The organism is Devosia sp. XGJD_8 (genome assembly GCF_046614475.1).
In the GTDB taxonomy this organism is placed as follows: Bacteria; Pseudomonadota; Alphaproteobacteria; order Rhizobiales; family Devosiaceae; genus Devosia.
On record NZ_JBKJHF010000001.1, the window covers coordinates 1,141,984 to 1,155,396 of the forward strand.

Sequence of the window (13,413 nt, forward strand, 5' to 3'; positions counted from 1 at the left end):
TCCGCAGCGAAATGCAAGCCGGCGCAAGTCTTTCGCAGGCTAGTTGCTCCCGATCACCGGAACACGGTCGGCGATATAGTCTTCGATCTTCTGGGCCAGGATGCGCTTGAAGCGCTCCTTTTCCACCTCGGCATGGGCCACGATCTCGCGCACCCGCCAGAATTCGAGGGCGCCGAAATTGGTGACATGCGGGCGAATGTAGATATCGGGCGGATAGGCGGCCATCATATGCGCCGTGAGCGAGTGCATCATGATCTGGGCCGAGCCGAACCAGATGTCGATCGCCTTATGGTCGGTCTTGGCGATGCCCTCGGAGGGGTCGCCATTGACGTCGATGCCGATGAGGAAATCGGTGTCGATATCGGCCTGGTCGAGGGGCAGGGGATTGACCACACCGCCATCCACCAGGATGTGGTTGGCATAGACCACCGGCTTGAACAGGCTGGGAATGGCGATGGAGCCGGCAATGGCCGGGCGCAGCAGGCCGGAATTGAACACCACCTGGTGCCAGGACTGGAAATCGGTCGCCACCACATAGAGCGGGACCTTGAGATCCTTGAATTCGAGGGGAAAACTGTCCGGAGTGAAGGCGTCGACAATGCTGGTGGCGTCCAGCTGCATCGAAATGCCGTTCTTGAGGATGCCGCTGATGCCGCGGATCTGGGTGGCCCAGAGCTTGGTGGCAATGGTGCGCATGGTGCCCAGCACCTCATAGGAATGCTCGCGCAGCTCCTGCCCGCTCATGCCGGCGGCCCAGCCGGCCCCGATCAGCGCGCCGATCGAGGTGCCCGAGATCACCGATGGCTTGAGGCCGAGTTCGTCCATGGCCTCGATATAGGGAATATGGGTCAGGCCACGGGCGGACCCGCCGCCCAATGCCACGCCAATTCGAGGTCCCGATATCGTCGTCATGCCGCTGCCCCGCTCCTTGCCTTGGCTGCGCAGCCCATCGGCGAGCGCCTTGCCGCGCAGTTGCAGCGGTGTCAGCGGACGCTTGGGCGGCGTCTCGTCAAAGACGGTCTTGCGGTAGAATAGGTTGGCGGGGTTTAGGAAGGGTTCAAGAATCGGCGCGGGCGATTTCGCGCCAACCGATGTCTCGGCGGCAAAAACCTTCTGGCCAAACAATCTGGTCCACGCCTGCGTAAGCACGTTCCTGTGCCTTTCTTGCCGTTTTGCCCAGCGCGGTAACGTTCAGGACGCGGCCGCCGGCAGCAAGTAAACGTTCGCCGTCGCGGCGCGTTCCGGCGTGGAAGACATGAATCGTGTCGCTGTCGATGCCTTCGGCGCCCTGGATTTCCGAGCCTTTGGCATATGAACCCGGATAGCCCTTTGTCGCCATGATGACCGTCAATGCATACTGGTCTTTCCACTGCACGTCGTGGCCAGCCAGCGTGCCCGTGGCGGTGGCATGCAGCAGCGGCAGCAGGTCGCTGTCCATCCGCAGCACCATCACCTGCGTTTCCGGATCGCCGAAGCGGGCATTATACTCGACGAGCTTTGGGCCATCGGGTGTGAGCATCAGCCCGGCATAGAGCACGCCCTGATAGGGCGTGCCGCGGGCGGCAAGGCCGCGGACCGTGGGCCAGATCACCCGTTCGAGCACGTCCTCGTAGATTTCGCGCGTCATCACCGGAGCCGGCGAATAGGCGCCCATGCCGCCGGTATTGGGGCCGGTATCGCCATCGAAGGCGCGCTTGTGGTCCTGCGCGGTGGTCAGCGGCAGGATGTCCTTGCCGTCGCAGAGCACGAAGAGGCTGACTTCCTCGCCCTCCATGAATTCCTCGATGACGACCTCCGCGCCGGAGGAGCCGAAGGCGCCCGCGAAGCAATCGATAATGGCGGCCTCGGCTTCCTCGACCGTCATGGCCACGGTCACGCCCTTGCCGGCCGCCAGGCCATCGGCCTTGATCACGATCGGCGCGCCCTGCGTATAGAGATAGGCGAGGGCGGCGGCTTCCGTGTCGAAGCGGCCATAGGCGGCGGTGGGAATGCCCATCTCGTCGCATAGCGCCTTGGTAAAGCCCTTGGAGCCTTCGAGCTGGCCGGCGGCCTTGCTGGGGCAGAAGCAGGTAAAGCCGGCGGCGCGCACATCGTCGCCAAGGCCGGCAACGACCTGTGCGTCGGGCCCCACCACGACAAAGTCGATCTGGTGCTGCCGGCAGAGGGCGACCACGGCGTCATGGTTGGTAACGTCGACCGCCAGGTTTTCCGCCACTGCGCCGGTGCCGCCATTGCCCGGGGCGATGAAGAGTTTGGTCAGGAGGGGTGACTGGGCGATTTTCCACGCCAGGGCATGTTCGCGCCCACCCGAACCGATCACCAATACCCGCATGGATTGCCCCCGTCGCTGTTGCGGGCGTGATGCACGATGGGGGCGGGAGAGGCAAGCGGTTCTTACTTCTCCACCGAAGGGAGAGGTAAGCCGCCTACATCTCGGCTTCTTTGAAGATCCGGGTCAGATCGCCGTTCCATTCGCCGCGATACTTGTCGAGCCAGCGTTCCGCCGGGGACTTGGCGTGCTGGATGGTCTCTTCGAGCGGGGCCAGATGGATGGTTTCATCCTGGCCCTGGGCGTTGCGGCGGTCGCGGCGGACCAGGCCCGCCTCGGCAATGCCGACGGCCTGGGCGGCGACGTCATAGAGGTTGGAGCGGTCATGCGGGGTCATCAGCCCCAGGCGGGGTACTTCGCGCCGCATGCGGTCGCGCTCGTCGGCGGACCAAGGCTCGATCAATTCGTACGCGGCTTCGAGTGAAACCTCATCATAGAGCAGGCCAGTCCAGAAGGCCGATAGCGCCACGACCGACTTTTCGTCGCCCATATCGGCGCCGCGCATTTCGAGGAACTGCTTGAGCCGGACTTCGGGGAAAATTGTCGAGAGATGGTCTTCCCAATCCTTGATGGTCGGCTTTTCACCCGGCAGCTGGGGCAGCTCGCCCTTGAGAAAGGCGCGGAAGCTCTCGCCCGCCACGTTGACATAGGCGCCATTGCGGATGACGAAATACATCGGCACATCAAGGGCATAATCGGCATATTGCTCGAAGCCGAAGCCCTCTTCGAAGGCAAAGGGCAGCATGCCGGTGCGGGCATCGTCGGTATTGAGCCAGATATGGCTGCGATAGCTGAGATAGCCGCTGTCGCGGCCTTCCGAGAAGGGCGAATTGGCGAACAGGGCCGTGGCCACCGGCTGCAGCGCCACCGATACGCGCAGCTTCTTGACCATGTCGGCTTCGCTCGAAAAATCGAGATTGGCCTGCACGGTGCAGGAGCGGAACATCATGGAGGTGCCGAGCGTGCCGACCTCTTCCATATAGGGCTTCATGATGCCGTAGCGCGACTTGGGCATGGCCGGGATTTCATCGACCGACCACAGCGGCGTCACGCCCAGGCCGAGGAAATGGATATCGAGCGGTGCCGCGACCTTCTTGGTGACGCGCATATGCTCGGCCAGTTCGGCCGCAGTGCCATGCAGGTCCTGCTGCGGCGAACCCGAGAGTTCGAACTGCCCGCCGGGTTCGAGCGAAATGCCGCCGGCGACCTCGTCATTGCGCAGGCCGATGGGGTTTTCACCATCGTAGAAGGGATGCCAGCCGGTTTCCGCCTGGATGCCGTCGAGCAGCGCGCGGATGCCATCGGGTCCTTCATAGGTGACCGGCCGCAAGGGATTGGTGTGGAACACGTGCTTTTCGTGTTCAGTGCCGATCCGCCAGTCGGCCTCGGGCTTGCACCCCCGCGCCATGGCCTCGATCAGGTCGGCCCGCGATTCGATCGGGGGTGAATAGGAGTCGGCGCCGGCCATAAGCAGTCCTCTGACGTGAGGGTTCAATGTTGGCCGGAACATAGCGTTGCACAAGCCGAATGCAATCGGCTTTTATCGCCAATCACCGATGATTGCCTGAATCACCGCTAGCGCCGCGACCGCAGCCGTGTCCGCCCGCAGGATGCGGGGGCCCAGGCTGATGGGGACGACATAGGGCAGGGCGCGCAGCCGGGCGCGTTCCTCGTCGGAAAATCCACCCTCGGGACCGATCAGGACGCCGATCTTCTGTCCCCTGAGCCTGCCCAGCACCTCGACCGGCGAGGACGATGCCTCGCCTTCATCGGCGAGGATGAGCCGCCGATCGGCGGGCCAGGAATCGATCAGGCGGTCCAGCGTCACTTCGGGCTCGACAATGGGCACGCGCAGCACTTCGCATTGCTCGGCCGCCTCGATGGCATTGGCCACCAGCCGCTCATGCTTGAGCCGGCTGACCTGGGTGAAGCGGGTGAGTACCGGCTGGATGGTGCCGGCACCCATTTCCACCGCCTTCTGGATCACATAGTCCAGCCGCTCGGTCTTGAGCGGGGCAAAGCCGTACCACAGGTCGGACGGCGGGCTCTGGGGTGCGATCTGCTGCACCAGTTCGAGCGCCACCGACTTCTTCGAATCACCGGTGAGCCGGGCCAGCCAGGCGCCATCGCGGCCATTGAACAGTACGACCTCATCACCAACCGTCTTGCGCAGCACGGCGGCGAGATAGAGCGACTGCTCCTTGCCCAGGGTGAGCGGCACCCCGGGGGCGAGGTCGGCGTCGATGTAAAGGCGGGGCAGGGCGGCGTGGGTGCGGGGCATAATCTCTGCCGTTCCCCTTCTCCCCTTGTGGGAGAAGGTGCCCCGAAGGGGCGGATGAGGGGTTTCGGGGGCGACCATAAACGCTGTATGCGTGGAGAGAACCCCTCACCCCTGATTTTCTGCTGAACGCAGAAAATCAGACTTGCCATTCGAGCACGGCTCTCATGGCCTTCTCCCCTCAAGTCGCTCCAATGGAGCGACTTGCCCTGCGGGACGGCTCAAAGTCCCACAAGGGGAGAGGAGGGATGCAGAGCGCGTAAAGAGGCCATTGCCCATGACCGAAAACACTCCCGACGCTGTCGCCGATGCCAAATCCGGCAACTGGGTCGATCGCTATGCGCCGGCATGGCTCAAGCCCTATGCACGGCTGGCGCGCTGGGACCGGCCGATCGGCTTCTGGCTGCTGTTCTGGCCCTGTGTCTGGGGGATAGGCCTGGCGGCAGTGGCGCGGCCCGATGTCGGTTTCGACTGGTGGGCCGCCATCCTGATGCTGGCCGGCGCCATCCTGATGCGCGGCGCCGGCTGCACCTTCAATGACATTGTCGACCGCGACATCGACGACAAGGTCGCCCGCACCCGTTCCCGCCCGATTCCCTCCGGAGCCGTCACGGCGCGCGACGCACTGGCCTTCCTCGTTGCCCAGGCGCTGCTCGCCTCGGTGATCCTCTTCCAGTTCAATCGCTTCACGGTGTGGGCCGGGGTGGCCTCGCTGGTGCTGGTGGCGATCTACCCGTTCATGAAACGGGTCACCTGGTGGCCACAGGCCTTTCTGGGCCTGGCCTTTGCCTATGGTGCCCTGGTGGGCTGGAGTTCGCAGACTGCCAGCCTCGCCATGCCGGCGCTGCTGCTCTACGCCGGCACGATCCTCTGGGTCATCGGCTACGATACGCTATACGCCCTGCAGGATATCGAGGACGATGCGCTGATCGGCGTCAAATCCACGGCGCGCCTGTTCGGGGAGCATGTGCGGCCGGTGGTGGCGGTGCTCTACACCGGAGCCTACCTGCTCTGGCTGGCGGCGGCCCTGCTGGTTGGAGGCGGGATCGTCTTTGCCGCCTTCTCGCTGGCGGCCGCGGCGCTGCTCGCCTGGCAGGTCTGGACCGTCGATGCGGACCAGCCGGACAATCCCCGCTTCCGCTTCGATAGCAACAAGTATGTGGGAATTATCGTTTCGCTGGCGCTGCTGGCCGAGTGGGTCTGGTAGCGGCCCTATCCTAAACGCCAAAAGGGCTGACCGCACCACCGGTCAACCCCTTGGACGTGCTTTGGAGAGCAGTAAACTTATGCGTCGGACTGGGCGCCCGGCTTGCGGCGGTTGAGGAAGCGCGGGCGGCGATTGGCTTCGGCCACCAGCTTGCGGCGGCTCTGCGAACTGCCGACGGCCACGCCATCGACCTGCTGGCTATAGGGCATGTAGGCGCCATCGCCGGCCTTGATGAACAGCGGCAGGCGGAGCTTCTTGCCCCAGTTCTGCCATTCGGCGACGACGTTGTGATTGCCCTCTTCCTCGAAGACGCGATAGTTCAGTTCGCTGTCGGAATGAACCAGCTCGATCGAACTGGTCAGCACGCCGCCTTCGGAAATCTGGGTCGCCACGGCGACGCCGATGAATTCGGTAACCGGCACCTTGATCTTGATGGCCACACCGCTCTGTTCGAGCATGCGGCGCACGGTGACGGTCTTGACGGGATCCTTGGGGCCGTTGTCGTTTGCCGCCACGAAGCGGCGGTCCGCCACGCTGGGGCGGCCGAATGCGAGAACGACCGAAGTCCCTTCCATCGCGACACCATGAACCATTTGAATTCGCCTTCCTGTCAACTTCGAGAGCTGGTTTTTTGCGCTCTCTTTATGGGGCCAACATAGCGCCTCGCCTTACCTGCCTCCTTAATCCGTTCGGTTAAGTTTATCTTGTTTTCCGAGAGGGTTAGCAGGGTCTTGCACCGGGTAGGGAGCGGTTAACCCCGCTGGCTGGCGGGGTGTTAACCCTGCCATATTTGCCGCTGTCCGCCCGCCATGCGGCCCGGCTCTTGCCCAAGCCCCGCGCCAAGCCTAAAAGGCGCGGCAATGCCCGCTCCTGCAACCACTTACAGCGATGACCTCGAACTGCTCCGCTCCTCGGCGGTCGCGGCGGGGATCATTGCCAGCAGCTTTTTCCGCCGCGACGTCAAGAGCTGGCATAAGGAGAATGCATCGCCCGTGAGCGAGGCCGATATCCTGGTGGATCGCTATCTCGCCAATGCCCTGCTGCAGGCCCGGCCCGACTATGGCTGGCTGAGCGAGGAAACGGTCGATCATCCGAGCCGGCTCGATTGCGAGCGGGTTTTCGTGGTCGATCCGATCGACGGCACCAGGGGCTTCCTGCGCGGCGAGGACAGCTGGACGGTCTCCCTTGCCGTGGTGGAACACGGCGTGCCGGTTGCCGGGGTGGTTTATGCGCCGATGCGCGACGAAATGTATGACGCGGTGCGCGGCGAGGGTGCCCGGCTCAATAGCCAGCCCATCCGCCGCACGCGCCGGGCTGGCGCCGCGCCGCTGATTCCGGCGCCGGGCGCGGTGCATCAGGAGATGCAGGCTGCCGGGCTCGACTATACGCGCGGCCCGGCCTATCCGTCGCTGGCCTATCGGCTGGTGCAGGTGGCCACCGGAAAGCTTGATGCGGCGGTCGCCCGGCGCGGCAGCCAGGATTGGGATATTGCCGCCGCGGCGCTGATCCTGGCGGAGTCCGAGATCGACTTTGCCGATGTCTGCGTCGGGTTCCCCCATTTCAACAAACGAGATGTGCGTCACGGGGCGCTTGCGGCGCTGAGCGACATGAGCCTAAAACCGCTTGTTCATGCGGCCCTGATCAAGGTCTATGGCTGTCCGGCCCCGGACGCAGGCGACGCCGAACTGTCCACTCCTTCACACACGGACCTCACCGATGGCTAACGAAGACCCCACCAAGCAATTGCTGCATCTCGTGATCGGCGGCGAACTCTCGAGCCTGGAAGGCGTGACCTTCGCCGATCTCGACAAGGTCGACATCGTGGGGCTCTATCCCAACTATGCCGCTGCCTATGCGGTGTGGAAGCAGAAGGCGCAGATGACCGTCGACAGCGCGCAGACGCGCTATTTCATCGTCCACCTGCATCGCCTTCTGGAGCCGGAAACGCACAAGCCCTGATGGGCTCTTCACCTTTCCCTTTGGGGGAGAGGTAAGGCTGGCTACGCGACCAGCGCGTCCAAGATCGCCGCCATGGCGCCGGGGCCGCCGATGCGTTGGCGGCCGATATTGGCCAGGCGCCGGCGTTCGTCTTCATTTTCCAGCAGCGTGCGCAGCGCCGTGGCGATGGCCGGGGCATCGGCCGGCACGACCATGCGCGCCTCGCCGAACAGCATCTGCTCGTCATTGAAGCGCGAGCGGCGGTCGCGTGGGTTGACGAAGGTGATGGCCGGCTTGCCCAGGCCCAGCGCCTGCACCGTGGCCGTGCCCGCCTGCGACAGCACGATGTCGGATGCCTCCAGCAGATTGCCCATCGCCCCGCCGCGCGCCATGTGAATGGTCAGATCGCCATCGGACAATTCGCCGAGGTCGGAGGGCTCGACACTGAGCATCGCCGTGCGCTTGAGGCCGGTCTGCCGGGCCAGCTCGTCGACACTGATGCTGCCCGCCACGGCCAGGAAGACATCCGGGCGCAGGTCGGTGCGCAGCATGCGCAGGGCTTCGACCTGGAGTGCAAAGCTCTCGGCGGTCAGCGCCCGGCTCCCGGGCAGCAGCGTCACCGCCATCGGCCGGCTGCGGCGTGCCATGGCGTCGTAGCCGCCATGGGGAATGGTATCCATCATGATATTGCCGGCCGAGCGCGCATCGACGCCGATCTGCGTCAGCGACTGGGCCAGGTTGTCGGACCGGCAGAACACGGTCTTGCAGGCATGCTTGATGGCCCAGCGCTCCGGCGCGGAATAGAGCCGTGCCGCGCCCGTCTTGTAGACGTCCAGATAATAGAGGTCGCGGTGGCCGGTCAGCTGGCAGGCCAGAACACCGACCATGTCGCCCACGACCACCACACGATCATACCGGCCGCGCATGCGGCGCAGGAAGCGCAGTGCCGGCGGCACGGTGGCAAGGCCCCCCGTGGCAATGTCGCGCCGCAGTGAACCCTTGACGTTGCGCCAGCCTTCGGACGCCAGCGTGGCGCGCGGACCAACCACGGCACAGACGCCGGCATAGGCATTGCCGGCCCCGATCATCGGATAGGCATCCGCCTCGATGCCCTTGGGCAGGCGCGCCACGATGGCTGCAGCAATGCTGTCTTCGCCATGGCCATTGGAAATGAACAGGAACCGGCGGCAGCCCGACGCTTCGGCTTCCACCATCAGGCTCCGCGACCGAAACGCTCAAACGCGGTGTGAGCGGCGGTCGCATCGGCATAGGGTTCCTGCCGGTCGACGCTCCAGTAGAACAGTTCGTCGAGCGGAATGGGTTTTTGCGTGATGGCGCAGCGCACGAAACTGCCGGGTTTGAGCACCACATAGTCGCCATCGAGGTAGCGGATCACCGCTTCGGTGGGTGCAAAGCCCTTGTCGAAGATGTTCATTCTGATCGTCCTTCAACCGTTACATCGATATAGCGGGCAATGGGACCGATCAAAAGAGGCTTTCCTGACTATCCCTGTCCAGTTGAGGGCGTGGTTTCTTCTTTATGGCTGGGCTGCCAGCAATCGTCGCGGAAACGTCGCCATCGGCAAACTCGATGGCAACCATATCGCCCGGCATCAGGCCCGCCCGTTCATGCACCAGGTTGCCGTCTGCATCCTTGATGACGGCATAGCCGCGCGCCAATACGCTCTTGTAGCTCAGTGACACCAGCAGCTTGGCCGACTGGGACAAGGCGGCGCGCCGCTCGCCCAGGCTCTGGGCAATGCCGCCCAGCAACCGGGCCGTGAGCGGGGCGAGCTGGCTCTGCGAGTGGCGCAGTTCTGCGCGCAGGGCATTGGTCGAGAGCTTCGGGCCAATGGCTTCGAACTGCGCCCGCTTGCGCTCCACCAGTCGCCCTGCCGCGGCAGCCAGCCGCTCGGCGCGCGGATCATGCGTCAGCCGCGCCCGGTCCACCGTCTTGCGCAGGCCGGCATCGGCCCGCAGCGACAGGTTGCGCAGGCGCTCGCCCACCTCCTGCTGCTGGCCCCGGATGACCCGCGCGGTGAGCTTGGATTCGACGCGCGAGAAGGCCACGCGCCGGTCCTGCACCGAATGGCGCAGGCCGGTAAAAAGATTGCTGGCGGCATGGTCGAGCCGCTGTCGCTGGGTGGCGACCAGGTCGGTGGGGCGCGGCAGTCCGGCGGCAGCGGCGCGCAGCCTGTCCCGCGCGCTGCCGGCCATCCGGCGGGCGGCCTGACGCTGGCGGCTGCCCAGATCGTCGACATAGCCGATCAGTTCGGCGCGCACCGGCACGGCCGCTTCCGCCGCAGCAGTCGGGGTGGGTGCCCGCATGTCCGACACATAGTCGATCAGCGTCGTATCGGTTTCGTGGCCAACCGCCGAGATCACCGGAATGCCGCTGGCAGCGACGGCGCGCACCACGGCTTCCTCGTTGAAGCCCCAGAGGTCTTCGATCGAGCCACCACCACGCGCCACGATCAGAAGGTCCGGGCGGGGAATCGGTCCATTGGGCATGAGGGCGTTGAAACCCTCGATGGCATTGACCACTTCGGGCGCGCAGGTCTCGCCCTGCACGCGCACCGGCCAGACCAGGACGTGACTGGGAAAGCGGTCCGCCAGACGATGCAGGATATCGCGGATCACCGCGCCGGTGGGCGAGGTGATGACGCCGATGACCCGAGGCAGATAGGGCAGGGGGCGCTTGCGCTCGCGGGCAAACAGCCCCTCCGCCAGGAGCTTCTTGCGACGCTCCTCGAGCAGGGCCATCAGCGCACCCGCGCCGGCCGGCTCGATATTGTCGATGACGATCTGGTATTTGGACGAGCGGGGGAAAGTGGTGAGGCGCCCGGTCGCGATGACCTCCAGCCCCTCCTGCGGCTTGAAGGTCAGCTTGGCGAAGTTGCCCTTCCACACCACGGCGTCGATCGAGGCGTTTTCATCCTTGAGGGTGAAATAGGCATGGCCGGAGGAATGCTGGCCGCGATAGCCGGAAATCTCGCCGCGCACCCGCACATGGCCAAACTCGTCCTCGACCGTGCGTTTGACCGCCTGGGCGATCTCGCTGACGGTGAATTCGGCGGCATTGGTCAGGGCGTCGGCCATGTCCTCTGGTGCGACAAAGCCCGATGGAGGTCAAGAGCGAGGGCGCGCCCATCTTCTCCTTGTCCCCGACGGGGCGAAACTGGCGACCAGCTACTCCGCCGCGTCCGATTGGCGTGGCACGTCGAGATTGCCCATCGACTGCACGATATGGTTGGCCAGCGCATCATAGATCCCGCCATAGGCGTGGCTGGCGCGCATCAGGGCGATCTGTGCGTCGCCCAGGCGCGGCAGGCCCTGATCGTCATTGACCACACGCATGCCCGGCTGCAGCGCACTTTCGGGCAGGAAGCCGACGGCGAGGTCGGAGAGCACGGCGCTGGAGATGGCGGTCGCGTTGGAGGACGTATAGGCAATGCGATAGTCCTTGCCGGTGCGGTCCAGTGCTTCCTGCGCATCCTTGCGCCAGATGCAGCATTGCGGCCCGCAGGCAATGGCAAGCGGCTCGCTGGCCAGCGCCCGTCCGCCATGCGAGGCGACCCAGAACATCTTTTCGGTGCGGAACAGCTCACCAAAATTCTGGTCGGTACCCTGCGTGAAGACGATCAGGTCGTAGCGCCCGGCCCGCATACCTGTCAGCAGCTCCTCCGATGCCATACAGGCCACATCCACGGCGATCTTGGGATGGGTGCGCTGGAAGCTGGACAGAATCACCGGCAGCAGGCGCACGGCATAATCATCCGGCACGCCGAAGCGAATGGAGCCGCTGAGATCGCCATCCGAGAAATGGTCGAGGATTTCGGCATTGGTGCGCAGCATCTTGCGCGCCCGGGCATAGAGCGCCTCGCCATGCACGGTGAGGGTGACGCCCCGCCCGTCGCGCGCCAGCAGCGAATGACCAAGCCGCTCTTCGAGCCGCTTGATCTGCATGGAGACGGCGGACTGCGTCTTGTTCACCCGGCGTGCCGCCTCGGTGAAGCTGCCGCAATCGGCGATGGCGCAGAAGCTTTGGAGCTGATCCAGATCAAGCGGAGCGGTCATGTCGCTACATCACTCAAATTGATGGTGTGAATGAAATCTATTTGTTGGACGAATGGAAGTCCAGAGCGTTATCTCATGAACATCGGCGCAGTAGACCCGCGCCGGACCCGCCGACCTCCCTTCGGCACAACCACATGTTTGGAGACTATAATGGCTCTCTCGCTTCCCGGCGAGCGGTCACTCTCGGCCGCGTCGCCTGCCAATCCGTTTGCCGCTTTCGCGCGCTGGATCGCCAAGGCCCGTGCCGCACGAACCCGCCGGCATGCGCTGACAGCCCTGCTGGAACTCGATCACGCCCGCCTTCGCGACCTGGGCATTTCGCGCGACGACGTGACCGCTGCGCTTGCCGCCCCGGCGCATGCCGGTCGCACGCTGAACGCCGCGCGCAGCCGCAACGCGCGGGCCTGATCTGTTGTTTCCATAGAGTTTGCGCCGGCGCTGACCTCCAGCCGGCGCACCCCTGTTGGTACGAACATTCGTTACGAGCGCTCGTGCCATCTCCCGGGCCGGTTTTGCCGCCGGTCCCGTTTCCTGATGACTTGCCGGACCGATGCCTTGGCATCCGTCCGGCCTTTTTTTGTTCAGGAGGGGGCGAAGGCGACGCCCAGCTCGGCTTCCGTGCGCCACACGACGCTGCAGGCAAACTTGCGCCCGTCGTCCATGGCCAGCTGAAAACTGTCGGGAATGCCAACTATGCTGGCGACCTTGAGGCGCGCGCCAGCCTCGGACAGGTTGCGCACCGTGCACTGGAACGTCGAAAAGCCGTCATTGATGACGATGCGCCCACCCTTGAGCGTTCGGTGGCGGGGCGATGCGCGGTGCTCTTCTGCCATGCACTACTCCTCACTCAGGGGAGTTGGGCAAAGCCGTCCTCGAAACCGTTCAGCGACACCGGAATGCCGATGCCTTCCTCGGGCGTCTTGAACACCACGAAAATGGCATTCGTGCCCTTTGACAGCGTATCGATCAGGCTGTCATCGAGCACAACCTCGGCCACGCAGCCATTGGGCAGGCAGCGCACGAAGGCCACGCGCCCCATATCCTCGCCATCGACATTGAGCCCGAGACCGTTGGGCAGCAGCACGCCGAGCGGCGCCAGCACGCGCAGCAGGCGCGCCTCGCGATCGGCCGTGCGCAGTACGATGACGGACAGGCCCACATTGGGCTGATCCTCGGCCATTACATTCTGGATAATGGCGCATTGTTCAAAGCTTGCGCCTGGCGGCGTGTCGCAGCTCATCTGCCAGTCGCCATACTGGGCGCGTACCACGCCCTGGCCAAAGGTGGCACCCGCCGCGGCTGCCGCAGCCACCAGCGCAAGACCCAGACCGGCCAGACGACGCTTCACAATCCGCTTCACTTGTATCAACTCTCCCGACGAATCGCGCGCCCACGCGAGCCTTCGTCTGTTTCCGACAGGCCGGGGGGCAAGTCAACCAACGCCCGGAATTGCTAGGGATAAGGTCGGCAAACTGCGGCGAGGGTGAGGCGTCTCCGCCTGTTTGTCGCGCAATATGACGCAGCTTGGGCGCCCTTTGCCACAATGGACTTGGCGTTTCCGATGTGATTTAGGTCAGGGAAGAGT

General features: G+C 64.5%; 15 protein-coding genes. 4 read left to right on the forward strand and 11 right to left on the reverse strand.

Features of this window, described 5'->3' with window-relative positions; genetic code table 11:
• Positions 1 to 39: 39 nt before the first annotated feature.
• From ACLI1C_RS05310 to ACLI1C_RS05325, 4 genes are all read right to left on the reverse strand, one after another.
• A complete protein-coding gene (locus ACLI1C_RS05310; RefSeq protein ID WP_411395819.1) occupies positions 40 to 1,125 on the reverse strand; it encodes a patatin-like phospholipase family protein in 1,086 nt (361 codons plus the stop codon).
• A complete protein-coding gene (gene purD / locus ACLI1C_RS05315) occupies positions 1,058 to 2,332 on the reverse strand; it encodes a phosphoribosylamine--glycine ligase (RefSeq protein ID WP_411395820.1) in 1,275 nt (424 codons plus the stop codon). Before purD ends, ACLI1C_RS05310 begins: the two co-directional genes overlap by 68 nt.
• A 94-nt stretch (positions 2,333 to 2,426) precedes the next feature.
• Positions 2,427 to 3,797: a glutamate--cysteine ligase gene (locus ACLI1C_RS05320; RefSeq protein WP_411395821.1), complete on the reverse strand. Its 1,371-nt coding sequence runs from the start codon at positions 3,795 to 3,797 to the stop codon at positions 2,427 to 2,429.
• A gap of 72 nt (positions 3,798 to 3,869) precedes the next feature.
• On the reverse strand, positions 3,870 to 4,610 hold the full coding sequence (locus tag ACLI1C_RS05325; RefSeq protein WP_411395822.1) for a 16S rRNA (uracil(1498)-N(3))-methyltransferase: 741 nt from the start codon (positions 4,608 to 4,610) through the stop codon (positions 3,870 to 3,872).
• Between the two features lie 274 nt (positions 4,611 to 4,884).
• Between ACLI1C_RS05325 and ubiA the strand changes: the two genes are divergently transcribed.
• Positions 4,885 to 5,814 carry a 4-hydroxybenzoate octaprenyltransferase gene (gene ubiA, locus ACLI1C_RS05330; RefSeq protein WP_411395823.1) on the forward strand — a complete coding sequence of 310 codons (930 nt, stop codon included), beginning with the start codon at positions 4,885 to 4,887 and terminating at the stop codon, positions 5,812 to 5,814.
• Positions 5,815 to 5,891: 77 nt separating this feature from the next.
• On the opposite strand, the gene ACLI1C_RS05335 is transcribed toward ubiA, so the two are convergent.
• Positions 5,892 to 6,407 (reverse strand): DUF6101 family protein, encoded by a 516-nt coding sequence (locus ACLI1C_RS05335; protein WP_411395824.1) that lies wholly within the window; start codon positions 6,405 to 6,407, stop codon positions 5,892 to 5,894.
• 267 nt (positions 6,408 to 6,674) lie between these two features.
• On the opposite strand from ACLI1C_RS05335, the gene ACLI1C_RS05340 reads away from it, so the two are divergent.
• Both ACLI1C_RS05340 and ACLI1C_RS05345 read left to right on the forward strand, forming a co-directional pair.
• Entirely contained in the window at positions 6,675 to 7,538 is an 864-nt protein-coding gene (locus tag ACLI1C_RS05340) for a 3'(2'),5'-bisphosphate nucleotidase CysQ (RefSeq protein WP_411395825.1), read from the forward strand.
• Positions 7,531 to 7,773, forward strand: coding sequence for a DUF4170 domain-containing protein (locus ACLI1C_RS05345; protein WP_411395826.1), 243 nt, complete (start codon positions 7,531 to 7,533; stop codon positions 7,771 to 7,773). Before ACLI1C_RS05340 ends, ACLI1C_RS05345 begins: the two co-directional genes overlap by 8 nt.
• Before the next feature lie 41 nt (positions 7,774 to 7,814).
• Here the strand turns inward: ACLI1C_RS05345 and ACLI1C_RS05350 are convergent, their stop codons facing one another.
• The 4 genes from ACLI1C_RS05350 to ACLI1C_RS05365 form a co-directional block, all read right to left on the reverse strand.
• Positions 7,815 to 8,966: a hypothetical protein gene (locus ACLI1C_RS05350; protein ID WP_411395827.1), complete on the reverse strand. Its 1,152-nt coding sequence runs from the start codon at positions 8,964 to 8,966 to the stop codon at positions 7,815 to 7,817.
• Positions 8,966 to 9,187, reverse strand: a complete 222-nt coding sequence (locus ACLI1C_RS05355; RefSeq protein ID WP_056228027.1) for a DUF2093 domain-containing protein — start codon at positions 9,185 to 9,187, stop codon at positions 8,966 to 8,968. The genes ACLI1C_RS05350 and ACLI1C_RS05355 overlap by 1 nt, the downstream gene beginning before the upstream one ends.
• 49 nt (positions 9,188 to 9,236) lie before the next feature.
• Positions 9,237 to 10,850, reverse strand: a complete 1,614-nt coding sequence (gene xseA, locus ACLI1C_RS05360) for an exodeoxyribonuclease VII large subunit (RefSeq protein WP_411395828.1) — start codon at positions 10,848 to 10,850, stop codon at positions 9,237 to 9,239.
• Positions 10,851 to 10,940: 90 nt separating this feature from the next.
• Positions 10,941 to 11,828 carry a LysR family transcriptional regulator gene (locus ACLI1C_RS05365; RefSeq protein WP_411395829.1) on the reverse strand — a complete coding sequence of 296 codons (888 nt, stop codon included), beginning with the start codon at positions 11,826 to 11,828 and terminating at the stop codon, positions 10,941 to 10,943.
• A 150-nt stretch (positions 11,829 to 11,978) separates the two neighbouring features.
• Here ACLI1C_RS05365 and ACLI1C_RS05370 point away from each other — a divergent pair, with 150 nt between their 5' ends.
• Positions 11,979 to 12,236, forward strand: coding sequence for a hypothetical protein (locus tag ACLI1C_RS05370; RefSeq protein ID WP_411395830.1), 258 nt, complete (start codon positions 11,979 to 11,981; stop codon positions 12,234 to 12,236).
• Between the two features lie 173 nt (positions 12,237 to 12,409).
• On the opposite strand, the gene ACLI1C_RS05375 is transcribed toward ACLI1C_RS05370, so the two are convergent.
• Both ACLI1C_RS05375 and ACLI1C_RS05380 read right to left on the reverse strand, forming a co-directional pair.
• Positions 12,410 to 12,661: a PilZ domain-containing protein gene (locus ACLI1C_RS05375; RefSeq protein WP_411395831.1), complete on the reverse strand. Its 252-nt coding sequence runs from the start codon at positions 12,659 to 12,661 to the stop codon at positions 12,410 to 12,412.
• A gap of 14 nt (positions 12,662 to 12,675) precedes the next feature.
• Positions 12,676 to 13,188, reverse strand: a complete 513-nt coding sequence (locus tag ACLI1C_RS05380; RefSeq protein WP_411395832.1) for an invasion associated locus B family protein — start codon at positions 13,186 to 13,188, stop codon at positions 12,676 to 12,678.
• Positions 13,189 to 13,413 lie beyond the last annotated feature (225 nt).